The 23,043-nt window shown below is 55.2% G+C and carries 21 protein-coding genes and 3 pseudogenes; 8 read left to right on the forward strand and 16 right to left on the reverse strand.

Features of this window, described 5'->3' with window-relative positions:
- Nucleotides 1-98: 98 nt before the first annotated feature.
- The gene (gene pyrE, locus MWC30_RS16085; RefSeq protein WP_244085219.1) at nucleotides 99-665 is read left to right on the forward strand and encodes an orotate phosphoribosyltransferase; all 567 of its coding nucleotides are present in this window, start codon (nucleotides 99-101) and stop codon (nucleotides 663-665) included.
- A 13-nt stretch (nucleotides 666-678) separates the two neighbouring features.
- On the opposite strand, the gene MWC30_RS16090 is transcribed toward pyrE, so the two are convergent.
- The 6 genes from MWC30_RS16090 to MWC30_RS16115 all read right to left on the reverse strand — a co-directional run bounded on the left by MWC30_RS16090 (nucleotide 679) and on the right by MWC30_RS16115 (nucleotide 5,356).
- Nucleotides 679-1,401 (reverse strand): ABC transporter ATP-binding protein, encoded by a 723-nt coding sequence (locus MWC30_RS16090; RefSeq protein ID WP_244085220.1) that lies wholly within the window; start codon nucleotides 1,399-1,401, stop codon nucleotides 679-681.
- Complete coding sequence (locus tag MWC30_RS16095) at nucleotides 1,398-2,588, reverse strand: ABC transporter permease (protein ID WP_244085221.1); 1,191 nt, start codon at nucleotides 2,586-2,588, stop codon at nucleotides 1,398-1,400. The genes MWC30_RS16090 and MWC30_RS16095 overlap by 4 nt, the downstream gene beginning before the upstream one ends.
- Nucleotides 2,585-3,253 (reverse strand): hypothetical protein, encoded by a 669-nt coding sequence (locus MWC30_RS16100; protein ID WP_244085222.1) that lies wholly within the window; start codon nucleotides 3,251-3,253, stop codon nucleotides 2,585-2,587. The genes MWC30_RS16095 and MWC30_RS16100 overlap by 4 nt, the downstream gene beginning before the upstream one ends.
- Nucleotides 3,254-3,312: 59 nt before the next feature.
- Nucleotides 3,313-4,308: a hypothetical protein gene (locus MWC30_RS16105; RefSeq protein ID WP_244085223.1), complete on the reverse strand. Its 996-nt coding sequence runs from the start codon at nucleotides 4,306-4,308 to the stop codon at nucleotides 3,313-3,315.
- Nucleotides 4,301-4,843 (reverse strand): hypothetical protein, encoded by a 543-nt coding sequence (locus MWC30_RS16110; protein ID WP_244085224.1) that lies wholly within the window; start codon nucleotides 4,841-4,843, stop codon nucleotides 4,301-4,303. The genes MWC30_RS16105 and MWC30_RS16110 overlap by 8 nt, the downstream gene beginning before the upstream one ends.
- A 207-nt stretch (nucleotides 4,844-5,050) precedes the next feature.
- Nucleotides 5,051-5,356 (reverse strand): hypothetical protein, encoded by a 306-nt coding sequence (locus tag MWC30_RS16115; RefSeq protein WP_244085225.1) that lies wholly within the window; start codon nucleotides 5,354-5,356, stop codon nucleotides 5,051-5,053.
- Between the two features lie 183 nt (nucleotides 5,357-5,539).
- Here MWC30_RS16115 and MWC30_RS16120 point away from each other — a divergent pair, with 183 nt between their 5' ends.
- From MWC30_RS16120 to MWC30_RS16135, 4 genes are all read left to right on the forward strand, one after another.
- Nucleotides 5,540-7,399, forward strand: coding sequence for an ABC transporter ATP-binding protein (locus tag MWC30_RS16120; protein WP_244085226.1), 1,860 nt, complete (start codon nucleotides 5,540-5,542; stop codon nucleotides 7,397-7,399).
- Between the two features lie 141 nt (nucleotides 7,400-7,540).
- Nucleotides 7,541-9,415, forward strand: a complete 1,875-nt coding sequence (locus tag MWC30_RS16125; protein ID WP_244085227.1) for an ATP-binding protein — start codon at nucleotides 7,541-7,543, stop codon at nucleotides 9,413-9,415.
- Complete coding sequence (locus tag MWC30_RS16130) at nucleotides 9,412-10,788, forward strand: sigma-54 dependent transcriptional regulator (RefSeq protein WP_244085228.1); 1,377 nt, start codon at nucleotides 9,412-9,414, stop codon at nucleotides 10,786-10,788. The genes MWC30_RS16125 and MWC30_RS16130 overlap by 4 nt, the downstream gene beginning before the upstream one ends.
- 603 nt (nucleotides 10,789-11,391) lie before the next feature.
- On the forward strand, nucleotides 11,392-12,411 hold the full coding sequence (locus MWC30_RS16135; protein ID WP_244085229.1) for a Tim44 domain-containing protein: 1,020 nt from the start codon (nucleotides 11,392-11,394) through the stop codon (nucleotides 12,409-12,411).
- A gap of 198 nt (nucleotides 12,412-12,609) precedes the next feature.
- On the opposite strand, the pseudogene MWC30_RS23055 reads toward MWC30_RS16135, so the two are convergent.
- The 10 genes and pseudogenes from MWC30_RS23055 to MWC30_RS16175 form a co-directional block, all read right to left on the reverse strand.
- Nucleotides 12,610-12,753: pseudogene (locus MWC30_RS23055) on the reverse strand (CopG family transcriptional regulator); the annotation flags it as partial.
- A 28-nt stretch (nucleotides 12,754-12,781) separates the two neighbouring features.
- Entirely contained in the window at nucleotides 12,782-13,039 is a 258-nt protein-coding gene (locus MWC30_RS16140; RefSeq protein ID WP_244085230.1) for a DUF2442 domain-containing protein, read from the reverse strand.
- Nucleotides 13,036-13,308 (reverse strand): DUF4160 domain-containing protein, encoded by a 273-nt coding sequence (locus MWC30_RS16145; protein WP_368860871.1) that lies wholly within the window; start codon nucleotides 13,306-13,308, stop codon nucleotides 13,036-13,038. Before MWC30_RS16145 ends, MWC30_RS16140 begins: the two co-directional genes overlap by 4 nt.
- Before the next feature lie 314 nt (nucleotides 13,309-13,622).
- Complete coding sequence (locus MWC30_RS16150; protein WP_244085232.1) at nucleotides 13,623-13,901, reverse strand: hypothetical protein; 279 nt, start codon at nucleotides 13,899-13,901, stop codon at nucleotides 13,623-13,625.
- Nucleotides 13,885-14,159: pseudogene (locus tag MWC30_RS23060) on the reverse strand (BrnT family toxin). The gene MWC30_RS16150 and the pseudogene MWC30_RS23060 overlap by 17 nt, the downstream one beginning before the upstream one ends.
- Nucleotides 14,160-14,204: 45 nt before the next feature.
- Nucleotides 14,205-14,525 (reverse strand): hypothetical protein, encoded by a 321-nt coding sequence (locus tag MWC30_RS16155; protein ID WP_244085233.1) that lies wholly within the window; start codon nucleotides 14,523-14,525, stop codon nucleotides 14,205-14,207.
- A gap of 80 nt (nucleotides 14,526-14,605) precedes the next feature.
- Nucleotides 14,606-14,959, reverse strand: a complete 354-nt coding sequence (locus MWC30_RS16160) for an addiction module antidote protein (RefSeq protein WP_244085234.1) — start codon at nucleotides 14,957-14,959, stop codon at nucleotides 14,606-14,608.
- 9 nt (nucleotides 14,960-14,968) lie between these two features.
- Nucleotides 14,969-15,259 carry a type II toxin-antitoxin system RelE/ParE family toxin gene (locus MWC30_RS16165; RefSeq protein ID WP_256461268.1) on the reverse strand — a complete coding sequence of 97 codons (291 nt, stop codon included), beginning with the start codon at nucleotides 15,257-15,259 and terminating at the stop codon, nucleotides 14,969-14,971.
- A 367-nt stretch (nucleotides 15,260-15,626) separates the two neighbouring features.
- Nucleotides 15,627-17,403, reverse strand: a pseudogene (locus MWC30_RS23065) (DEAD/DEAH box helicase family protein); the annotation flags it as partial.
- A 227-nt stretch (nucleotides 17,404-17,630) separates the two neighbouring features.
- Complete coding sequence (locus MWC30_RS16175) at nucleotides 17,631-17,867, reverse strand: CCDC90 family protein (protein ID WP_244085237.1); 237 nt, start codon at nucleotides 17,865-17,867, stop codon at nucleotides 17,631-17,633.
- Nucleotides 17,868-18,170: 303 nt separating this feature from the next.
- On the opposite strand from MWC30_RS16175, the gene MWC30_RS16180 reads away from it, so the two are divergent.
- The 3 genes from MWC30_RS16180 to MWC30_RS16190 form a co-directional block, all read left to right on the forward strand.
- Nucleotides 18,171-21,911, forward strand: a complete 3,741-nt coding sequence (locus tag MWC30_RS16180) for an Ig-like domain-containing protein (protein WP_244085238.1) — start codon at nucleotides 18,171-18,173, stop codon at nucleotides 21,909-21,911.
- Nucleotides 21,912-22,078: 167 nt separating this feature from the next.
- The gene (locus MWC30_RS16185; protein WP_244085239.1) at nucleotides 22,079-22,645 is read left to right on the forward strand and encodes a hypothetical protein; all 567 of its coding nucleotides are present in this window, start codon (nucleotides 22,079-22,081) and stop codon (nucleotides 22,643-22,645) included.
- Nucleotides 22,646-22,830: 185 nt separating this feature from the next.
- The coding region (locus MWC30_RS16190; protein WP_244085240.1) for a hypothetical protein at nucleotides 22,831-23,043 on the forward strand (213 nt) is incomplete at its 3' end.

Genomic DNA, 23,043 nt, shown 5'->3' on the forward strand with positions numbered 1-23,043 from the left:
GGCACGCTGAGGACGCTGACGGGCGCAGACTTGCGCTGAAGAAAACAGATGTGGGGAATACAAAAGAACATATGGACAATCAGCAAGGATTCGAAAGTATGAGAGATCGTCTGAAGGACCTGGTCCTGAAATATGCATTCCGTTTTTCCGAAACCCCTTCGTTTAAGCTGGTATCGGGGGGAATGAGTCAATTTTATTTCAATTGCAAGCGCGTCACCCTGGACCCCGAAGGGCAGGTGCTCATCGGGAACCTCGTCTTCGAGGCGGTGAAAGACCTGAACGTGGCCGCCATCGGGGGGCTGACCCTGGGAGCGGACGCCATTGCCAACGCCGTGGCCTACACCTCCTGGCTGAAGGGACAGCCCATCCAGTCGTTCGTGGTCCGGAAAAAACAGAAAGACCACGGGATCGTGAGTCTCATCGAGGGGAAAGTCAGCGCCGGCGACCGCGTCGCAGTCGTGGACGATGTCATCACCACCGGCGGGTCCACCCTCCAGGCCATCGCCGCCTGCCGACAGGCGTGGCTCGAGGTGGTGAAAGTCGTGGTCCTTGTAGACCGGCAGGAAATGAACGGAAGGGAAAATATCTCGAAGGAGGTGCCCCTGGTGGAATCCCTCCTGACGCGGGATGAGATCATGGAGCGCTACCGCGATCAAGGGGCATGAGCTCACCGGGCGCTCATGCCTCCCTGTTGCTGCTCCATGATTCCTTGTAGATCGCCCCATCCCTGAGCTCGATGATCCTGTCGGCGATGTTGGCGAGAGCGGGATTGTGTGTCACCAGGATGATCGTCAGCCCTTCCCGGCGATTCAGCCCCTTCAGGAGCTCCCCGATTTCTTCGCTTCTCCGTGTGTCCAGGTTGCCCGTGGGTTCATCGGCCAGGAGGATTCTGGGGCGATTGATCAGAGCCCGGGCGATGGCCACGCGTTGCATCTCTCCCCCGGAAATTTCCCCCGGCAGATGGTCCTTGCGATGGTCGATTCCCAGGAGCTTGAGGATTCTTCCCACCTCGGCGTCCGCCCCGGGCTTCCTGTAGAAAGTGAAGGGGAGCAGAACGTTTTCCTGCACCGTCAGGGTGGGGATGAGATAGAATTTCTGAAAAATATACCCGAATATGTCCCGCCGGACCTTGGTGAGAGCGGATTCCGACAGTACCCGGCCTTCGTCTACCACGACCCGCCCGTCCAGGGAGAGCTTGCCCGAAGTAGGATTGTCCAGGCAGCCCAGGATGTTGATCAGCGTCGTCTTTCCCGAGCCGGATGGCCCGACAAAAGCCACAAACTCTCCCTCACGGATGGAAAGAGACACATGGTTTATGGCCGGTATGTCTTCGCTGCCCCTGTGAAAAATCTTGACCAGGTCATGGGCCTCCAGCACTATGGGAGATGTTTGGCTCATCATTCCACCTGGCTTCTGATTGCTTCGAGAGGACGTACCCTTCCGGCTTTCCAGGAAGGATAAACCCCACTGAGCAATCCAATGAGGATAACGATTCCAAAGGTCAGCAGCACCAGCGAGGGGTTGATCTGCACGAGACCGCCGCTCGGAGCATAGGGCAGGAGGCGGCGTATGAGCACGTCCGTGAGCCTGGCGGTGCCGAGGGCGAAAAAGGCCCCGATGACACCGCCGCTGATGCAGAGGATGAGCGTTTCAAGCCAGATGAGCTTGAAGATGTCCCATGCAGTGGCTCCCATGGACTTGAGGATTCCGATTTCCTGCAGACGCTCCATGACGGACATGAGGATGGTGTTGACGACTCCCACCACAGAGATGAGGATGGCAATGAGTGCGATGGAGAAAACCATCACCTTTGCCGTGGAAACCAGAGTCATGATGGTCTGCTTGACCTGAGACATGCTGACCACCTGGACATCGGGCAGCTGATATAATTTATCCTCCAATTTCGATATGCTGGCTTCTTTTTTAACTTTGATCCCAATGCCCGTGAGATCGTCGGTTTTGTCGAAGGTCTTCTGAACCATTTTCAACGGGAGGAAAATGGTGCCGTCATCCTGGGTCCCTGTGCGCTTGAGTATGCCGACAACCTTAACTTCCACATTCTTCTCGGTGATGAGAAGTGGATCACCCACTTCACGTTGCTCCAGCTCCGCGGCTTCATACCCCATGACTGCCTCCAGGGCTTCCGGGTCCGTAAACCACTTGCCCTGCTTGAATTCCAGAAAACTCTTCATTTTGGGAAAGGTGGCAGGGTCTACACCCAGGTAGGCGCTGTAACCGCCGCTTTCTCCCTTGTTGGGGTCAAAGACGGCCTGCATGAGCATGGGGGTGATTTCATCCACCTCGGGCTCTTTTGAAATCTGCGCCACCACATCTGCCTTCATGTAGCGCAGTCCTGTGCCTCCCTTCAGCATCAGAGTCGCCGCCTCATAGGGGCAGCCCTTGGCCGTGACCAGTATCTGAAAGCCCAGGTTATCGATGTCCCGGTTCAGGGACATTTCGTAACCCCGGTTGAAGCCCAGGAGACTCACCAGCACCCACGCCGCGAGGGCGATGCCTACAATGGTGAGAGCGCTGCGGGCTTTCTTGCGAAGCAGATTTTTATAGGCTACCTGGAAGATGTTGATCATGATTTTGTGCCTCCAGCCGCCTGGTGATACGGTAGATATTTATTGTCCAGAATGAACTCATCCACCAGAATCAGGTTTTTCTTCGTTGCCCTCAAGGCAGCTTTGAAATCCGGCTCCGCTTCGGGGACAGGGTTCTTGATCTTTTCCAGGGCGGCATCTCCCCCTGTACTGCCTGTTTTCACATCGTAGCGGTAGAAGTCTTTCAGACTCAGTCCCACGAATTGATCGCCAAACGTGGAATCTCGGAGCTCCCTGCCGTATTTTGACGTCAACTTCTGGAAGTAGAACGTCTTGATGACCCCATTGAGGTCCAGGGCCAGGAACACCTGGAGTCCCCCATACTGGCCCTTTTCGTTGACTCCATGGATATACCCGATCTTTTCTTTCCCTTTGAAGACCTCGTAGAGGGTGTACGGTACATCGATGGTTTCATAGAGCCCCTGAAACTGGTCTCCCAGCCGGTCTTCAATTTGAGCCAGGAGGGCAGGGCCTCCTTTTTTGTCTATAGATACGTAATTGGTCTTAAAGCCCGTGGAGCCGGGAAAGAGCCTCGCCACATCCCGGTCGGGATCGTTCAGGTCGCAGCCCACCGCTCCCCGGGACTCCCGAGCCGGCAAAACCAGCAGAAGAAACAATAGCCAAAGGATACGAGTTTTTTTATGCATATCAGCACCCCCGCTGTTCATGGTTTACGTGCGTCGCCTTTCCAGTAAAGCCTCAAAAGCTAAAGAACCCTGTGGTACCAGTAGAGCTGGAAGACGATCCGATTGTCATCGAAGCCGTCATCGTACGTATACATGCCTCTGAGAGTGATGTCCGAAGTGAGCTTGTACGTCACAGCCCCCGAAATCTCGTAGCTCCCTTCACCGTAAACTTTCTTGTAAACCGGCTGAGCTTCCAGCTTGAGTCTGTCTTCCTCCAGAAAATTCAGGCCGACCCGCCAGAGAAACGCATATGTTTCCTGGTCATCTTTCTCTCCTACGGCGGCTTCGAAGCGGTTTTCCAGGCGGTTCCACAGGTAAGTCATATCGGTTCCGACGAGCCGGGTTTCCACAGGATCCGGCATCACTTTCTCGTAACCCATGGTGTCGAGAGGTTGCCCGATAGATGTAGAGATACCGATGTTGTAGTTGTCCTGGCTGAGAACCCCCTTGGAGACCCTTCCAGAAACGAGGTAATTGCCGTCGAAATCGAGGCGCATGCCTGAACCGGTGCTCAAGGCCAACGATGCATCGCCCCATTGAAAATCGTGGCTTGCCCCCACGCCCCAGTCTCGGTCATAACCGTACCCCCGCATGGCGAGGGGCTGGAGGAGGAGGGCGTGGCTGTCCAGGTAAGACCCGAGGCCAAAAGGAATACGATTATGCCCCAGCCAAACATCGGCGACCCCCGCTTTATATTTGAAATAAGCGTTGTAGAGCTGGAGTTGCAGCTCATCGTGGCTGTCCTCGTCGAAGGCGCCGCTGTAGACCGCTCGGCCCTGGATGGCCAGTGCTCCCCAGTCGCCCTTTTCTCCCGAGAAACGCTGCAGATAGTCGAAGCCGACTCCAGACTTTTGCATCACATCCATGGGGTCCATGGAATAATAGATGGGCTGGCTCGCCTGAGAGGAATAACCCGCCACTCCCTGTGCTTCCAGGTAAAGCAGGTAATTGCCGGCAAAGGCACAGTCCACGGCAAACACCAGGCTCAAAGCCAGGAGAGCGACCATGCTAAACATCGAAATTTACCTTTCCGGAAAAGATCGGCATCTTGTCTTTAAAAAACTGTAGCTCGACTTCCCACTCACCGGGCATGACCACATCCACGGGGAGCAGGTAATCGCCCTGCTTGTTCAGCTTGAAAGGCTGCTCCCCAGTGTCGTGCGCGCTTCCCATGGAGGGCATGCCCGAGCTTCCTGTAATTTCGTACGAAGTATCACGCTTGGCGTCACTGTTGAAAACCTGAATTTTGAGGATGTTCGTGCCCATCTTCGGTTTTTTCTCAAACCCGTAGATGAAATAGTGACTGTCATCGAGTTTGATCTTCTTTCCGGCCTCCAGGGAAGAATTTGCTGTCTGATTCCCAGCTTTTTCAGGAGAACCAGCAGCCCAGGAAACATTCAATCCTTCCAGCCTCGGCAGATCAGGTGATGTCTGAAATATACAAAATGAAACCAAACCGGTAAGGAGTATGCTGAAAATAGGTTTTGAGCTCATTCCGGATCCTTTCTTCTCAGGCTTCTGTGAGGGGTCGGTTCCCTGAGCTCCCCTCATTTCCAATCGACTGAAATGAGTCTCGGTGTGGCCCGCCACTCCTCATGCCTGCTTTTTTTAAAGATCTTGAACCAATATGCGGATCTTCAAACGCCGCCTTCGACAGATAGAATAGTCATTCTTCAAACATAAGCCAGAGGCTGAAGGCTCAATTCCATTCTGCCTGAGCGAGCCGGCGCCGAGGCTTGTCTTGAAACAGCTTACCGGTTATTCAATGAACGTTCCTACGCCGGTCTTTTGATACTCGATCACGATATGGTTGGCGAATGCCGTCCTTCCCCTGGCATCGGGTTGAAAACCACGCGATCTGCACCAATCGCCGAAGGTTTCCGGATCGATGTCCGCGCGGATGGCGATATTACCGCTCTCCTTGATCAATTCACATTGCCTGCGGACAAGCGCTTTCCAGTCTTCATACGTGGCGGGCATATTGTCGCGATCGGCAACGATCTCGAGCGCCCTGCGGTAGGTGAATTCATCGGTGAACCAGGCAACTCCTATGATATCTTTCATGCTGATCCTTCCTTTCGTTTTTGGTTGGGTAGTGGGAATTTCATTTAGTCTATAATAATCACGCAGGACCATTGTCAAAACGGACAATATAGAGCGCCGTCAGCGATCCCCCTGTGGCGGTAAGGTCAGCATAAGTGGAGTCATCCTTTGGAAATCGCCGGCAGAAAGTAGGAGTCTCCAGCATTGACACAATCGAAATCCCGCAAAGTTGGAGTTTTCAAGAGCTCCCAGATACGTCTCGTCGCAAAGGAGCACTGGGGTGTGCTTCTACTGGTGGCGATGGCCCTGGGGGGGCAGTCTGTTTTGACGCTCCTTTTGCCCTGGCCTGTACAGACGATCATCGACGAAATTGGCCGAAGTGGCGTCCACAGTCACGACCCTGCCGTAAAATACAGCCTCTTCCGATTTATCCTCTCTTCCATGGAGCGTTTCCTGGAATCCGATGAATTCGACTTCCTCTACAGGAACATCGGATTGCTCACCCTTTTCTACCTGTCGAACGCCGCGCTCCTCTACTTCCAAAACTCCCTTCTGGTCCGCCTGGGGCAGCAGGTCGTACTGGATGTCCGCCGCAGACTTTTTTCGCATCTCATTGTTCTACCTCAAGTTTTTTTCGAAACCGCCCAGACGGGTGATCTCACCAGCCGCATTTCCAGGGATACTGCGGACCTGCAAGATTTACTCGAGGGCCTCCTGACCATTGGCGTTCGCAGCGTCCCCACCATTCTGGGTATCCTGGTGGTGAGCTTTACCCTCGACTGGATTTACGCTCTTACCTTCATCCTGGTGATTCCCATAATTTATTGGGCCAATATGCTCCTGACACGCCGCACACGGGATGCCATCCGAAGACAGCGGTCCGTGGAGGGAGCCATGGCTTCCAGCGTCCAGGAAGCCCTCTATTATCACAAGGCCGTGGCGACACTTTGCCTGGAAGAGGATGTTTTGGAGGAATTCATCGAAGCCGGTAAGGAAAGCGCCCTGTACGGGGTTGCCGCCGGCCGCTTTCAGGGAATGCTCACCGCCTCGATGGATCTGCTCGTAGGGGTAACTGCCCTGGTGATCCTTTTTGTCGGAGTTCTCCGCATCCTGCACGGTTGCCTGACTGTGGGGCAACTCCTGGTTTTTCTCGCCTATCTCAACAGCCTTTTTAAACCCATTCGGGAAATCAGCAAATTCACCGGGCGCTTGGCTAAATCTTCGACCGCCCTTGAGCGCATTGAAGAAATCATGAAGATGGACCCGTATCACATGGGAGCTGCGGAATCCCCGGACGCCGTCTCCGCCCCGCCTTTTCGCGGCCATATTTCCGTTCGCGGGGTTACCTTCGGGTACCTGCCCCATCAGCCGATCCTGGAAGATGTGAATTTGGAAGTGCTCCCCGGTCAAAAGGTCGCGTTCGTGGGAGATTCAGGGAGTGGCAAATCCAGCATTCTCTCGCTTTTTATGAGGCTTTATGATCCCTGGCAAGGGCAGGTGCTTTTCGATGGAACAGACATCCGCCGTTTCACCCTTTCGTCCTTGCGCAGACAAATGGCCATAGTGCTTCAGGATTCTTTCATTTTCAACATGACCATTCGAGAGAATATCGCTCTGGCCCGACCCGAAGCCACTACTGAAGAGGTCATTCAGGCTGCAAAAGCAGCTGAGGCTGATGAATTCATACAGGAATTCCCCCAGGGTTACGACACCTCGCTGGGGGAGGGAGGCGCCGGGCTTTCAGGGGGGCAGAAGCGTCGCCTGGCTATTGCACGGGCCATTCTGAGGGACAGTCCCCTGGTGCTTTTGGATGAGCCGACCACCGGATTGGATGCGGCATCCGAGCAGAAGGTCATGGCCGCTCTGCAGCGTTTGAGCCATGGGAAGACCACAGTCATCGTGACACACCAGCTCTCCACCATCACGGATGCCGACCGGATTTTCCTTATAGCCAGGGGCAGAATACTGGAAAGCGGTACGCACGAAGATTTGCTGATAAAAAATGGCGCCTATGCACGCTTGTGGAATGTGCAGCAGGGGGATCTGCCCGTTCTCACTGTATAATTTGAAGAGATCAACCGTGCCGGGGATGCGGCGGCGATTTGCCCCTCCGTTGCGGAGGCAGGTTCCCTTTCGTTCGGCAGTCCTTCCTGATAGAGCTGATACACCGCTGCGTGGAGCTCGGGCACTTTACAGGGAACAGACATGCTTCAACTGAGGAGAAAGATCTCCCATCGCTTTTTCCTGGCCATCATGCTCATCGTGGTGATCCCCATCGGGATCATGGGCTACGAGAGCTATATCCTGGCCAGGAAGACCCTCACGACTCTTGCTTTCCAGCACATGGCCACCATAGCCGAAAGCAAGGCCAACCACCTGGATTCCTGGCTCCAGGAACGATTGGACGACGTCGAGATCCTGGCTCGTCTCCCCGTTATTCGGGAAGCGTGTCGGAGATACCATGAGAGTAAGGCTTCTCCCTCGGAAAGCCCTGCAATCCTCCTGAAGGACACCCTCGCGCTCATCGAGGGCACCTCGCCTTCTTATGAAAATATCTATATCCTGCTCCCCAGCGGACGAGTGCTTTCTTCCACCCACCCCGATCTCGTGGGCACCCCGGGCTCTCAGGAACAGGAAGTGATCGAACGGCTGCGATCGAGCGACAAGCCGGTGCTGGGCCCCGTCTACCAGCATCCCGAAAAGGAGGGCTGGCACGTTCAGCTTGCGGCAAAGATCAACGGCCCGGACAACAGGACCCTTGCCTTCATCGTGGCGGTTCTCGACCTCTCCAGGACCGTCGATCCCATCATGGTGGAGCGGATCGGCCTCGGCGAGACGGGGGAAACCTACCTGGTCGACAAGGATGGCCGGATCATCTCCGAATCCCGCTTCCTGGACTGGGACGAGACTGCCGAGCAGAGCTTCGATACCCATGGGATACGGTCCGCTTTGCAGGAAAGGAAGGGGACGGCGGTCTATGACAATTATGTCGGCCGTGAGGTGCTGGGCTCCTATGCCTGGATGCCGCGCTACCAATGGGGCATCCTGGCGGAAATGGAAACGAGCGAAATCATGTGGCCGCTGGCCTGGATCAAGACCATCGGCATCTGCACCTCGGGTCTTGTGGGGATCGTTTGCCTCCTCATGGCTTTCGCCGTCAGCCGGCGGGTCTCCATGCCCATCGTCCAGGTGGCGGACGCCGCGGAGCGGATGGCCGAAGGGGACCTGCAGCAGAAGATCCCCTTTTCCAGCAAAGATGAAGTAGGAAGGCTCGCCGCCAGCTTCAATACCATGGCGCAGCGACTGGGGGAGTCCATCGCTTCTTTGCACCGGAAGGAGGAGTCGCTTCAAAAGGCTTACGATGAGCTCATTGCAGCCCAGGAGCAGCTCCTGCGCTCGGAGCGGATGGCGGCGATCGGGGAGCTGGTCGCTTCGGTGGCTCACGAGATGCGGAGTCCCCTCTCCTCCATCCGGCTCAACCTGCAGATCATCGGGCGCGCCCTCGGCAAGGAAACCGTGCTCCATGAACACTACGAGATCGCTTTCGACCAGGTGGTGCAGATGGAGCGGATGTTCTCGGAGCTTCTCAACTACAGCAAGCCGTTGGAGATTCAAAAGAAGGATGTCTCGGTCCCGACCCTGGTCGATCGGTGCCTCCAGGAGCTCGAGGGCGAGCTAGGGGGGAAACATGTCCAGGTCGAGCAGCAGCTGCCGCCGGACCTCCCGCCCATCATCGGCGATCCGGACAAGATCGAGCAGGTGCTGATCAATGTTCTGAAGAACGCCCTGGAAGCTTCCCCTGAGGGCGGTCAAATCCGCGTTTCGGCCGCCATCGAGGAGAGCCCTTCCGGGGCCGGCCTGACCCTTGTGGTGGCTGACCGGGGTGTGGGCATCTCGCCGCGGAATCTCAAGATCGTCTTCAAGCCCTTTTTCACCACCAGGACAAAAGGAACGGGGCTGGGGCTCGCCATTGTGAAGAAGATCATGGAGGCGCACCGCGGGAGCATTTCCGTTGAAAGCGAGGAAGGGAAGGGGACCAGCGTGCGCCTCACTTTTCCCAGCGTGCGAGGCGCCGAATGAAGCGCATCATGATCGTCGATGACGATGCCTCCCTGGCACGCACCCTCGAGCTTTATTTCCGCGGCAAGAACTACGAGGTAACGACTTATCGTACGGGGCATGAAGCCTTTGAGGGCTGGCGGCGGGAGGAGCCCGACCTGGTGCTCCTGGACGTACAGCTCCCGGACATGGACGGCCCCGAAGTGTTGGAAAATGCCAAGAGAGAAGCGCTTGAGGGGGAAGTCGTCATGATCACCGCCTTTCATGATACGGAGGCGACCCTCAAAGCCATCCGCCTGGGGGCCGCCGATTACCTGTACAAGCCCATCGATCTCGATGCCCTCGATCTGCTGCTGGAAAAGATACTCATCCAAAAGGCCGAGCGGGAGCGGCTGGCAAGAGTGAGCCACGTCGTTTCCAAGTCCTACAAGCCGAACCAGATCATCGGGCGCAGCAAAGCGATGCTCGAGGTCATCAAGGCCATTGCCCAGGTTGCCCAAACCCCTGCCAGCGTGCTCCTGGAGGGGGAAACGGGGACGGGAAAGGAAATGGTGGCACAGGCCATCCACCAGGAGTCGGCCCCCGACGAGCCTTTCGTGGCCATCAATTGTGCCGCCATCGTGGAAAATCTCCTGGAAAGCGAGCTGTTCGGCCACGAGCGGGGAGCCTTCACCGGCGCAGCCCAGCGCAAAATCGGCAAGCTGGAGATCGCCGCCAAAGGAACCGTGTTCCTGGACGAGATCGGGGAATTTCCCCTGGAGCTTCAGGCCAAGCTCTTGAGAGTTCTCCAGGAGCGGGAGTTTCAACGGGTGGGGGGGCTGAAAACCCTTCCCATGCAGGCCCGCATCATTGCCGCCACCAATCGGGACCTGGAGGTCATGGTCCGCGAGAGCACCTTCCGGGAAGACCTCTACTTCCGCCTGAAGGTTTTTGTCATCCGAATTCCCCCGCTGCGGGAGCGCGTGGAGGATGTCGTTCCTCTCACGGAGTATTTCGTTCATCTCTTGAATGAAGAGATGGGCAAGCGAGTCTCCCGCATTCCCAAGGCGCATCTCGAGGCGCTGAAGTCCTACGACTGGCCGGGGAATGTGCGGGAGCTTCAAAATGTGCTTCGCCGCGGGATGATCCTTTCCAAGGGCGAAATTCTCGAGCTCAATGAAAACTGGCTCGAAAAAAAGGAGCAGCCCCGGAAAGCGCAGTCCGAGGCTGCACCCAATCCGGATGAACAGGAAGTGCTGCAGAGCCTCGAGGAGGTCGAAAGGGCACACATCATGAAAGTGCTGAAGCACACGCGGGGCAATTACGGGGAGGCCTGTAAGATCCTGGGAATCAGCCGTCCCACGCTGCGACGAAAAATCAGTGAATACAACCTTTTGGTGGAATCGTCCGACTGATCCGCGTCCACCCCCGGCAGGAAGCCTGCAGGCGTGCTCCCAGGCGCTTGGGATGTCGCAAGCCCGCCTTTCCTTCCCTGTCCCATGGCCGTCTTCTTCCCAATTCCATTCATGTCTGCCCCGTCGGGATCGCCAGCATGGAACAAAGTGTTCAGGCATTGAAAGAAATGATTCTCCCATTGAACATTTTGTTCACTCCTCCCCGGTATCCCCAATGTTGTTTCTCTGAAAAGTTACCGGTTGCCTTAACCAACTTTCGTCATTCCGGCGAAAGCCGGAATACAGGAAAATAAAGCCTTTCCGGGCTCCGGTTTTCACCGAGGCGATATCAAATCAGCAACATTGCCCGGCGTCCCCCACGACCTTGCGGGGCTATCGCCTGAAATTCCCCGGACTCGTTAACCTGGCATCTCGGTTGCACTACCTAAGGCCGTTTGCGCGACGGATTTCATAGAGCTGTATCGTTCATTTCGCCCCCTTGTACAAGAGGGCGGAGGGACGGCTCCTTGAAGTGATTTTTTCGCAGTAGGAGCGAGTAAAAGCGAGTCACTGGGAATGCTCCAAAGCTGAAACATGAAAACGAGTGAGGAAAGGATGGTACGAATGATCGGCAAAAAGCCTTGGATACTGGTGTTTTCGACCCTGTTTTTCTTTGGGATGGCGACCTTTATCGAGTCGAGCGCCTGGGCGCGAGCCGGAGGCGGGCGGTCCATGGGAAGCCGCGGCAGCAAGAGCTTCTCTTCGCCACAGATGCCCTCGAGCACTTCTCCCGGTTCACCGGGCATGAGCATGCCGGGGAGAAATCCCATGACCGGCAGCGCCGCTCAGCCTTCCGGTGGGTTCTTCAGCCGTAGCCCCTTCATGCAGGGGTTGGCCGGAGGGCTCGCAGGCGGTATGCTCGGCAGTCTTCTTTTCGGCGGTACGGGCCATGCCGCGGCGGGGGGCGGCGGAGGTGGGGGAATAGGATTCCTGGAGATCGCACTCCTGGCGGGGCTCCTCTACTTCGGCTACAGGTTCCTCAAAAAGCGCCGTATGCAGCAGGCTTCGGCCTCGGGCTACTATTCCGACGGGCCCTTCCCCCAGTCGGACAGCACCTCGGGTTATCCGCAGCGGGATGTTCCGTATGGCGGAGGTGCCACTTCCTTTCAAGGAGCCGCTCCCGGCTATGGGGAGCTCGATCGGGGACTGGACCCCATCAAGCGGAATGACCCGTCCTTCGACGAGGACCGGTTCAAAGAGACCGTGCAGGACCTTTTCTTCCGCATTCAGGCCGGGTGGACCAACCGCAGCCTGGATGGGATTGAAAGCATCCTGACGCCGGAAATGAGTGAATTCTTCCGCCGGGAATTCGAGTCCCTGAAGCAAAAAGGCGTGATCAACCGCCTGGAAAACATTGCCATCCGAAAAGTGGAGCTGTCCGAAGCCTGGCAGGAACAGGGCAAGGACTACATCACGGTTCTCTTTACCGCCAACCTCCTCGACTACACGGTGGATGCGACGACCCGCGAGGTGCTGGAAGGCGACAAGCTCAACCCGGTGAAGTTCCAGGAGTTCTGGACATTCTGCCGTGATATCGGCTCCCCCAAATGGCAGCTTTCCGCCATTGACCAAGTGGAGCGTTAAGCCTCGGCCGGCAGCCGGTCGGAATGGTTTGAATCTGCTCCATGGTCATCCATAGATGGAGCAAATATTACCATGAAAATCCCCCCAATCCCCTTTTGATAAACGGGGAGGAGTTGCGTTCCCCCCCTTTATCAAAGGGGGGGCAGGGGGGATTTTATTTCGTGGGGACGAACACCACCGTATAATGAGGGGACGCCCTTAACTTTTTAACTTTAGATCCTTGAGGACCTTTTCGAGACTCAAATTAGGTTCGGGTCCCCGTTCCTGAAAGGCGAGCAAGTCTTCAGCATCTTCAGCAAGCCTCAGCCTGACAGCCTCGTTCACGAGATCTGAAATGGTTCGATCCTTCGCGTCCGCTTCAGGCCATTCGTTAGGCTGCCGTCTGTTGGTTTGCTTTACCAACAATCTGCCATCGTGCCTCAATGGTGTCTGCTGATAAATCCGCACCGCAATCCCATTCAACAAAGTATCCGCCGTTGAACACCTTCTGAAATTCGGTGTAGTCTTTAAGAGGTTTAAAAGCCTCATATTCTAGATAGGGGCGGACATCAAAATTGCCAATACGTCCGTCGTCTGCCACGATTGATAATATCAAATTTGGCTTTGGAGACACTCTTGCTATTCTCATTGGTCCAGTCCTCTAATTGGAAATGGTTTCTTGCCGTTTACAGCCAGGCTCCAGTTGGCAAGTAGATCTTCCTGATGAATCTCGATCCACGCGATAACGAGCTTGTGCTTATTCGGTGGCAACTCACCAGCCAGCACTGTTCCGTCAGGGATTGAGTACACAGCAACTTTCCCTTGGTAGTCAGCGTGGATGTGTGGCACATGATGCTTCTCGATATCTCGAAAGAACATCCTAATGATAATCCCATAAAAGAGCGAAATAGTGGGCATTTCCATTTATCCTTCCTTGATCTTGCGCGGGTGCGGAGAGTTCGTTTTTCCGAGAATGAACCATGTGAAAACACGCTCTTCGCTCTCACGCGGTTCCCGATCATGATGAACCTTGCCTGTTGCAAGAGTTATAAAATCGTGCACAAGGAGAAATTCAATAATAAAAAAAGGGACGCCCTTAACTTTTTAACTTTAACCAAGTCCATCCCATCCTTTTTTGCATTGTCGGTCCCACGGGTGACCGACTTACTGAGAGGCACGTGTTTCAAGTTAATAAGACAAGAGCGCCCCCATTTGTCTGACCGCGAAGCGGTTTAATTCAAAAGAGAGTTCATCGGCCCGCGCTTTTTGAGGGTCCGCTGGAGCGACGCGTTTAGGCGCTGGGTGGAGCGGGTCAGATCGAGAAGCGATCTCAATGCCGTGTTCACGGCCTCTGAATCGTGAAAGGCTTCTGCGATGTCTGCGTCGAGCACCACGATATTTGCGCCTTCGGCCAAAAGTCGTCGATAATATTTACCGCGGACGGCCTTTGAGTAGTCAAATTCATATTCTGGGCGCAACTCATCCGTGGGTTCTTTATGTTTGGTCTTCATGACGCATCCTCTCATGCGCGGTCGCAATTCGTGCGCTGATGATCCGAATGGTTTGCTCTTGATCTGAATGAGGGACAAAGCGTAACCGATTGTCCGTGGAATGACCGATGGTTATAAAGCGAGCTTCGGTGACGGAATGGTCTGGATCGTCAAAGGTAGCCGAAAGGGGTTATAGAATACGGTCACCGCCGCTTCAAAAGAGACTCCGTGTTTCTTCAGGTTGCTACCTGCCTTTTTTGGATCCCGTTCGAACTTCATCGGAGGATTCCAACTCCCTGCTGTTGCGTCCGAGCCTCAAGCGTTTCAGGGATTAGCCCGCAAAGAATCTTTGACAACTTCCGCAACCGTATCCTTGTTGATGCCGTGCTTCTTACAGTAACTCGACTTTAGCCAATCCGCGAGCCTCTTTGTTCCCTTGCTTGAGTTGCACGCCACGCAACAACGGGCAATATTCTCACGAGTAACAAGGTTTGCGTCGTTGATGATGTGCTCCCAGGTAGCCACTGCTTTCCGGGGTCCCTGGGGAGGCACCTGCTCAATCAGTTGGGTGCCACAATAGACGCAGGCCTTATCTCGCGCCTTCACCTCCACTTCGAGCCAGTCAGGTATTGCCCAACGGCTCATATTCACTCCAGGTTGCAGGTGTAACGCCCAAAATCAGTGGAGGCGTAAGTGCTTAAAACATGGAGAAAAACCATTTGCTTTTACGCATCCATGGATTCGCTGTCCGCTGCATTTTTTTGTTCGGCCACAGCAGAATCGATCAAGATTGCTTCAGCATGCAGTTTCAAACCCAGTGCTCTTATGACCTTGAGAATCGTATCAAAACCGGGGCTTCTCTCCCCGGATAGTGCCTTATACAGACTTTCGCGGGACAAGCCAGCGTCCCGTGCCACCTGACTCATGCCCTTGGCGCGTGCTATATCTCCCAATGCCTTGGCAATGAACGCGGCATCCCCATTAGCTTCTTCCATGCAAGCTTCAAGGTATGCAGCCATTTCCTCTGATGTACGAAGATGTTCGGCAACATCGTAGCGAGTAGTGACTGTTCTGCTCATGACAGGCTCCTATAGATTGCGGGCGAGGCGCAAGGCAGTCCTGATGTCACTGGCCTGGGTATGCTTGTCGCCGCCAGCAAGGAGAATTACCAGCTCCCGCCCGTGCTTTTTATAATACACCCGGTAACCGGGTCCGTAATCGATCCGCAATTCCGAAACGCCTTCACCTACGGGCTTTACGTCTCCCGGATTTCCCGTAGCCAGCCGCTCGACCCGTGCCAAGATACGAGCACGCGCACGGATGTCGCTCAAACTATCGAGCCAGTTACCGTATAGATCGGTTTTACGGATCTCAATCATAATTTAATTGTAGCCGTATGGCTACAGGCTGTCAATCCCTCTTAAAGCGACGCCCGTTTGGGAAGGATAATCGGGATAGGGAGGGACCTCGCGGCCACCCCCCTCATACATCATCTGGCATACGGATCACGTACCAAGGCGATTCGGCTGATTACTTCGGCACTGCTGTCGACCGGGGGGGGGCGGTAACCTCCGCCCAACATGAATATTGCTCTTTCAAGCAGGCACGTTTTTACTAGCTTTATTCACACGTTATCCATTCGGAATGGTGGATCATCATTAATTAACTACCTTAATTCAAGTTCTTCCCATTCTCTTTTATGGCTTCGGCTCCTTGGGCGTCCGACTTGCTCACGGGGCATTGCTCTCAAACATCTTCCTCATAGGTTACGCCAAAAATCGTATCTGACAGCCATTTCTTGAAGCTGGGGTTGTCGCTGAACTGCTTGAACAGCTCCGTGTGATCGGTCAGCATGCCGATGATCACCTTTTGCAGTGCCCGGTCGTGCTCCAGGCGTGCTGCTGCCTTGTCGCTGTTCTTCCTGGCGTTCTGGTACGCCTTGTCGGTCGCGACTTTGCCGGGAATCTCCTCGGCGATTACCTGGCGGATGCGGTCGGCGTCCTTCCAGTCGATGTTGCCAAACTGGTCGTTGAACGCCTTGATGATGTTGCTCAGCCGGTCCAGTTCCGGCTCGGGCTTGCGCCCGCCGCCGCTGGGGGGCACGGGGCCGACCTCGCCATCCTCGTCGGCCAGGGTCAGCTTCAGCGTCTCCTTGACCTCGTTGCGATAGCTGTCCATGTAGATGGCTTCGAGAATGCCTTTCGACAGGTCTTCCTCGACCGGGGCCGGGAGCTTGGGGATGAGGAAGTTCAAGAAGATCGACAGCTCTTCCCAGTCGCGGTTCGTATACGGAAGGATTGACGCCAGGAACTGGTAGGTCCGCACGAACGTCTTGGCCTTGCCTTTGAAGTCGACCTGTCCGTCTTCGTCGAGGTCGCTGTTGTAGACCGCCACGCAGGCGTCGAGGATCGGGTCCAGCTTGTCGCGGTCCGCGCCACCGAGGAACAGCTCGACCAAGTGCCGCACCTGGTCGGGCGCGTAGACCTGGTAGCACTCGATCGTGCCCTTCAGATCGTGCAGCTTGTTGGGGTCGGTCTCTTCGCTGAGCACCGTGGTGCGGTAGGTGTCGGCGAAGGCCATTGTGATCGTGTCGGCGTCGTTCATGAAGTCGAGCACGAACGTGTCGCTCTTCTGCGGATGCGCCCGGTTCAGCCGCGACAGCGTCTGCACCGCCTTGATGCCGGAAAGCATCTTGTCCACGTACATGGTGTGCAGCAGCGGTTCGTCGTAGCCGGTCTGAAACTTGTCTGCCACGATCAGGAACCGATACGGGTCCTGCTGGAACTTCTTCTCAATCTGGGCGCTGGGGAATTCGTTCAGCGTCGCCTCGGTCACCCGCCGACCGCTGTCCTGGTGCTCGCCGGAGAAGGCGACGATGGCCTTGTACGGGCTCTTGCGCTCGGCCAGGTACGCCGACACCGCATGGAAGTACTGGATCGCCCGTTGGATGCCGCTGCAGATGACCATGGCCCGCGCCTGCCCGCCGATCTTCCGCCGCCATCAACATGCCTTCGTGCGTTTGGGGGGACCGTTCGCTCGGCCGTGCGAGGTGCCAGCGCGATGTTCATCTTCGCCGACGTGCGCCCGCCCTGGCTGGAGTGCGCCTCGTCGATGATGATGGCGAACTTCCGGCCCCGGTGCTCGTGTCCGATCTCGTCCAGGATGAACGGGAACTTCTGAACCGTCGAGATGATGATCTTTTTGCCTTCGCGCAGGAAGCGCCGCAGATCGCCGCTTCTCACGGCGTGGCCGACCGTCGCCGACACCTGGGCGAACTGTTTGATGGTATCCCCCTTCTGTTTGTCCCGCACCCGGCGGTCGGTCACCACGATGACCGAAACGAATGTAGGGGCAGACCCCAGTGTCTGCCCATCGCCAGGGCAAACACAGAATGTTAGGGCACACACTGGGGTCTGCCCCTACGTTCTCACCCGATCAATTGGTGCGCCAGCCACGCGATGGAATTGCTCTTGCCGCTTCCAGCCGAGTGCTGTATCCGGTACCGTTTGCCCGCGCCGTCATTGAAGCCCCTGTTGAACGGCAGGAACCACGAGCCCTTGTCCTTTGAAGTCGGTGAAGCCGAAAAGAGCCCCCCTGAGAAAATGGGGTCGCCCTTGGCTTTTTAACTTTAACCAGATCCATCCCATCCTTTTTGTATAGTCGGTCGAACGGGTGGCCGATTTACTCCGAGGCACGTGTGTCAAGTTAACAAGTAAAGAGCTTCGCTATTTTTCTCACTGCATGAAAAAATCAGAGAAGTTTTACCAGGGCAGCGACGATCGCGATAGAGCCTGCCATCATGGTGCCCAGTTTTATGGTGAGACGAAGTTCCAGTTCACGCGAGTCGGATTTGGTGGCAAGATCTTCAATGCTGGCTTGCTGTGCTTCCTTGAGTGCTTTTGAAAGAGCTTCCGCTTGATCTTCATTGAAGCCTGATTTACGGAGTTTTTTCAAAAATTTCAATGTGTCGAAAGTCAACAGTGCCATAATCTCTCTTTTCTTCTAATGAAAATAACAGATGAAACGCTTGAGTCAACGTCAATCCGCCCCCTTCTTTGTCCTGGCGTGGACGAGCCCTGTCCGGTCCACCCGGTAGAGCTTGTCTATGCGGAAATCACTCATCCCATAAGATACATCCTTCCCCACTACCCGTACTGTATGTTTTTTTTCCTTTCATGAATAAAGCTTTGACGAGCCCTTTCCGATTCATTTGGGGTGATCTTCGGGACTTTGTCGTTGAGACGACCATGGACCGATTTTGTCGATCCTCCACAGTGAAAGGAACGCCATATGCTGCCGAGAGACGTTTCTTCATCTCCGTCGCGAGATTTCAAGGTTTTATGCCGGACCATCGATGCCTCACCTCAGACCTTTCCTCCCAGTGTGCCCGTTGTAATCCGGTTGCTTTCAATACTTCTTATGCTCCTGATCCTTCTGGCTCCCGGTGACGGCGAGGCCATAGTGATTGTCGAAGCGCCTGGGAATGTGCACTCTCTTTCCGGAGAGGGCTGCATTCATATTATCTGGGACAGTACAAGTGCCGAAACGTACAGAGTTTACAGACGCACTGCCACCACGAGTTACAGCCCAACAGCGTTTTTCACCAGCAGCGAGCCGGCTTTTACGGACAGGCAGGTTGAGAAGGGTGTGACCTATTACTACCTGGTGACATCGGTTTACAGCAATGGGGTGGAAAGCTCTTACTCCGTTGAAACGGCGGAGACCTACACCGATACGCTTCTGAGCAGCTACAGCGACCTCGTCAAGCGAAAACCTGCGCTGTTTACTTCTCCTCCAACGGCTGCAGCTGTGGGAGACCTGGACCACGACGGGAAAGCGGATCTGGTTCTCGGCGTTCCCGATTCCGACCAGGTCAAGATATATCGTGATGCCGGTGTGCAGACCCTCCCTGACCTTACGCTCACAGTAAAGAAATCCGGGGAGCGGTTCGGCTCGAGTTTAGCCCTCGTGGATCTGGACCGTGACGGATACGACGATCTCGTGGTCGGCGCCCCTCATGCCGACGCAGGCAAAAAGCCGCGCGTGGTTGCGGATGCAGGCAAGGTCTATGTCTACAGGGGAGGGGCTCAGATTGGGTCGGATCCAGTCCTCACCATCAGCGGTAAAGCATCCTACAGCCCTGATGGGGGCACTTTTTCAACGGCCGAGCTCTTGGGGACATCCATTGCGCACGTGGGAGACATCAATGGAGACGGTTTCGAGGATGTGGCCATAGGCGCTCCTGCGGGAGGATTGGATCGAAGCGGCAGGGTTGTGGTTCTTTTGGGCGGACAGAGCATCGAAGATCGAACTGTTGAAATCACAGGTCCCGACGCCATGAAATTTATGGGACGTTCCTTGGCCTCCGCAGGGGATGTGAACGGCGACGGGATTGTGGACATGGTGGTGGGTTCTGCCGACTGCGATAATCCATCCCTTCCCACGGGGGAGGCGCGACTGGTCCTGGGAGGATCATCCCTTCACATTTCACCCGTCGTCTTTTCCGGTCCCAACTGCTACGGCTCTATTGTAGGCGGCCTGGATTTCAATGGAGATGGATTCAGCGATGTGGTCGTGGGCTCCAAAAAGGCATCGTGTGACGCACACCTCTATTACGGTGGGCCGAATATGGCCGAGGCACCGAGTCTTTCCTTTCCCCTGAACAGGGGAGCAATCGCGCCGCTGGGAGACCTCGATGGGGATGGGTTTGGCGATTTGGCCCTGGGACACTTAGTCGTGCATTATGGAAATGCAGACGGCGAGAGCATTCCCGATATACTTCATGCAGATGATGGGAAAATTCTCCTCGGTGCAGGGGACATGGACGGTGATGGCAGACCGGAGGCCATCGTCTATCATTCAGGCAAAGTTCATACCTACGCTATCAACCCTTACCTTTCGCTTCCCCGGCTGAAGCTTGCCTTCCCATCAGGTTATGCCGGCACGATGTCTTCCAGCATCGAGGTGGCCGGCTCCGCAGTGGGCGCCATTGCAGCCCTTCGCATCAAAGGGCAGGAAGCTCAAGTCTCTGCGGACGGCCGCTACTCGACTTCGGTAGTCCTCAGGGAAGGGAACAACGTCATGGAAGTCCTCGCCGAAACCCCCGAGGGAAACATTTCCAAGAGGACTTTGAGTGTGGTCCGCATACCGCCGCCTCCTTTGTACGTGACCATAACCGCCCCCGAAGCTTACAGCCATATTTACTCAAGCCCGGTCGTGGTAATGGGAACTGTCAGTGAGGCGTCGGCGTCTGTGCGGGTGAACGGAATACCAGCCACCGTCTCAGGGAGGAATTTTCTGGCCGGCATCACTTTGAGCCCCGCGAGCGGCTACCAGGACATCTGGGTATCCGCTGAGGACTCCTATCTTCAGACGGCTCTGGCTCATACTTCGGTACTCTTCACGTATCCGCCGCCCACGGTAAATCTCTCGGTCACCCCGGCATCGATACGCCCCGGCGAGACAGCTCTGCTTTCCTGGACCTCGAACGGTGCATCCACCTGCACCATCGATCCTGGGATTGGAGAAGTGGCTGCCAGCGGATCGATCCCTGTCTCCCCTATGTCTACGGTGACCTATAGCCTCACGGGCATGGGACAGGGGGGTACCTCCTCGACGACGGCGACCGTCACCGTAGTCAATACATCACCCGTGGCCCAAGATGACAACGCCACCACCGAGGAGGACTGCCCTGCAGTCGTGAGGGTACTCACGAACGATTTGGACGCCGACGGGCATGCATTGACCGTCGTTCATGCGACACAGGGCGATCATGGAAGCGTGAACATCAATCCTGATGGTGCGCTGGTTTACACACCTTCCGCCAATTTCAACGGCAGCGATACCTTCTCCTATACCGTTTCCGACGTTTGCGGTGCCACCGCAACCGCGGTCGTGAACATCGTCGTGACTCCGGTCAATGATCCTCCCTTTGCGGTAGACGATGCAACCGAAACGGAATCGGGAGTGCCCATCGTCATTCCTGTCCTCACAAACGACAGGGATCCCGATGGCGATACGCTGCGCATGTCGCGCTATACCCAGCCTGCCCACGGCACGGTTGCCGATGAGAGAAATGGATGCCTCAAGTATTCACCCCTGTCGAGTTTCGAGGGAATCGACATGTTCACATACACCATCGAGGACGGCAACGGCCTTGAAGGCACTGCTGCCGTGGCAGTCAAGGTAACCGGTCCAATATTGCTGGAGATCACCTCCCCGTTGAATGGCGGGTTGGTGAAGGATTCCACGGTGCTCGTTCAAGGAACCGTTCTTCACAGGAGAGGACTTCAGACCGGGGTTACCGTCAATGGACTTCCAGCCGTCATCTATGGTGACCAATTCATCGCAAACGAGGTTCCCATTCAAGAGGGAGAGAACACAATCGTTGCCTGTGCAAAGGATATCGACGGAAACAGCGTGAAGGTGTCGGTCAATATTGATGCCGAAACAGATGCGGATTGTGTGCGGATCCGATCCATCGCCTATTGGGGTGTTGCGCCTTTTGAGACCGTTCTTGCGGTCGGAGGCACGCTTCAAGCGCCTTCCATCACCCACACCGGTCCAGGGGCGGTCGAGTATCTTCTCAAAAGCAATGATGACGAATATCCCATAAGGATCACCAGCGAGGGCATTTACCGCTTCACTGCGGAGGCTCCGGACGCTCAGGGAAAGATGTGCTCCAATGAGCTTGCCGTCGTTGTCTTCGGCCGGCAGGAACTGGATGTTCTGCTCCAGGCCAAGTGGAATGGGATGAAATCCAAACTGAGTCTCGGAGCGGTAGAAGAAGCCCTGGGCTACTTCCGCGAGAAATCAAGGGATAATTATCGGAATATATTCAATGCATTGGTAAATGAGCTCCCCCAGATCATCTCGGGAATGCAGGATATTGAGATGGTGGCTACCCAGGGCAATCGAGCGGAATACCGGATCAGTCGGGTTCACAACATCGATGGGTCTGCAGTGACGGTCACCTACACCATCTACTTTGTCTTGGATGAAGACGGGATATGGAGGTTGGACCGGTTTTAGAGGCCAACAGGCATTGGAAGGGAAGAGAGTGGACAATGAGAGCGAGGAAGGCTCCCAAATGGGAATTTCCTCTTCCGGCGCCGCGTAACACCTGAAAGAGGAAGCCCTTTGAGCTTTTCATGTCCGGGCGAGGGGATCGCCCGAATCAATATGCGGGAGGTGACTTGATGCAGGAGAAATCGATAAGGTGGATATATGGGACGATTATGGCAGCCATTTTATTCAATGCGGTTGGTCCCTGCACCATTACACACAAGTACGGTCCCTACTACGGAAAGGTGATCGAAACTCAGACAGGGGAGCCGGTTGAAGGTGCATATGTACTTCTCGCCTTCTATACGGAGATGTTTACGTTTGGCGGATTTGTAGGGAAGTTTGTTGAGACCCGGGATGCTACGACGGACAAAAACGGGGAATTCAGGATAGACGCTTACAGAGCATGGGCCTTCAGGTTTCCGCACAGATGGGTGAAGAATTGCGAGGTGACGATCTACAAGCCGGGTTTTGGCGCATTCCCTAACAATGCATCTCTAGTACCGGAGTATGTTCCTTTCTATTCAATTCCTACAAATAAACATATAATAGTCTCATTACCAAAACTTGTAATGTATCGAGATAGATTGAATAATTTACACTCTTTGTCTCCTGTCGGAATCCCTGACGATAAGCTAAGATATCTCGACAGATTAATTGAAGTGGAAGAAAAGGATTTGGGGTTGGGCAGTAGGAACTAAACAGGGGAAGGGCGCATTCCCCGTTTTTTACGAACTGTAAGAAGAAGTGGCCTCTCGATGAGCACCACCGTCCAGTTCTTTGCTGGCAAGATCTGGTTCGCTGATACCGTACAATTAGTGCTGGATAACAGGGAGAAACTGTAATAAATAAACATGGGAACAACCATTCTGCAAAGGAGGTCAGTATGGCAGCCCAAGTTCTTCCCATGTTCGATGGCCGTCTGGAGGAGCAGGAGGATTGGACAGCTCGGTGCGTTGCACTCTTGAGCAGGCAGCTCGAAGAAATTCTCAAAGGACTCTCCATGTACAAGATCTTGGACATCTCTTCGGCCATCTTCAGCCGTAAGGCTGACATTCTTGGTCAAATGCTGCTGGCTCTCATCCAGAAGTGCCACGGT

This window comes from Desulforhabdus sp. TSK (assembly GCF_022836495.1).
GTDB lineage: Bacteria > Desulfobacterota > Syntrophobacteria > Syntrophobacterales > Syntrophobacteraceae > Desulforhabdus.

What these genes read in the sequence shown, in the direction of transcription:
- pyrE (WP_244085219.1), top strand. Translation starts at nt 99, where the DNA reads ATGAGAGATCGTCTGAAGGACCTGGTCCTGAAATATGCATTCCGTTTT.
- MWC30_RS16090 (WP_244085220.1), bottom strand. Translation starts at nt 1,401, where the DNA reads ATGATGAGCCAAACATCTCCCATAGTGCTGGAGGCCCATGACCTGGTC.
- MWC30_RS16095 (WP_244085221.1), bottom strand. Translation starts at nt 2,588, where the DNA reads ATGATCAACATCTTCCAGGTAGCCTATAAAAATCTGCTTCGCAAGAAA.
- MWC30_RS16100 (WP_244085222.1), bottom strand. Translation starts at nt 3,253, where the DNA reads ATGCATAAAAAAACTCGTATCCTTTGGCTATTGTTTCTTCTGCTGGTT.
- MWC30_RS16105 (WP_244085223.1), bottom strand. Translation starts at nt 4,308, where the DNA reads ATGTTTAGCATGGTCGCTCTCCTGGCTTTGAGCCTGGTGTTTGCCGTG.
- MWC30_RS16110 (WP_244085224.1), bottom strand. Translation starts at nt 4,843, where the DNA reads ATGAGGGGAGCTCAGGGAACCGACCCCTCACAGAAGCCTGAGAAGAAA.
- MWC30_RS16115 (WP_244085225.1), bottom strand. Translation starts at nt 5,356, where the DNA reads ATGAAAGATATCATAGGAGTTGCCTGGTTCACCGATGAATTCACCTAC.
- MWC30_RS16125 (WP_244085227.1), top strand. Translation starts at nt 7,541, where the DNA reads ATGCTTCAACTGAGGAGAAAGATCTCCCATCGCTTTTTCCTGGCCATC.
- MWC30_RS16130 (WP_244085228.1), top strand. Translation starts at nt 9,412, where the DNA reads ATGAAGCGCATCATGATCGTCGATGACGATGCCTCCCTGGCACGCACC.
- MWC30_RS16135 (WP_244085229.1), top strand. Translation starts at nt 11,392, where the DNA reads ATGATCGGCAAAAAGCCTTGGATACTGGTGTTTTCGACCCTGTTTTTC.
- MWC30_RS16140 (WP_244085230.1), bottom strand. Translation starts at nt 13,039, where the DNA reads ATGAGAATAGCAAGAGTGTCTCCAAAGCCAAATTTGATATTATCAATC.
- MWC30_RS16145 (WP_368860871.1), bottom strand. Translation starts at nt 13,308, where the DNA reads ATGCCCACTATTTCGCTCTTTTATGGGATTATCATTAGGATGTTCTTT.
- MWC30_RS16150 (WP_244085232.1), bottom strand. Translation starts at nt 13,901, where the DNA reads ATGAAGACCAAACATAAAGAACCCACGGATGAGTTGCGCCCAGAATAT.
- MWC30_RS16155 (WP_244085233.1), bottom strand. Translation starts at nt 14,525, where the DNA reads ATGAGCCGTTGGGCAATACCTGACTGGCTCGAAGTGGAGGTGAAGGCG.
- MWC30_RS16160 (WP_244085234.1), bottom strand. Translation starts at nt 14,959, where the DNA reads ATGAGCAGAACAGTCACTACTCGCTACGATGTTGCCGAACATCTTCGT.
- MWC30_RS16165 (WP_256461268.1), bottom strand. Translation starts at nt 15,259, where the DNA reads ATGATTGAGATCCGTAAAACCGATCTATACGGTAACTGGCTCGATAGT.
- MWC30_RS16175 (WP_244085237.1), bottom strand. Translation starts at nt 17,867, where the DNA reads ATGGCACTGTTGACTTTCGACACATTGAAATTTTTGAAAAAACTCCGT.
- MWC30_RS16180 (WP_244085238.1), top strand. Translation starts at nt 18,171, where the DNA reads ATGCTGCCGAGAGACGTTTCTTCATCTCCGTCGCGAGATTTCAAGGTT.
- MWC30_RS16185 (WP_244085239.1), top strand. Translation starts at nt 22,079, where the DNA reads ATGCAGGAGAAATCGATAAGGTGGATATATGGGACGATTATGGCAGCC.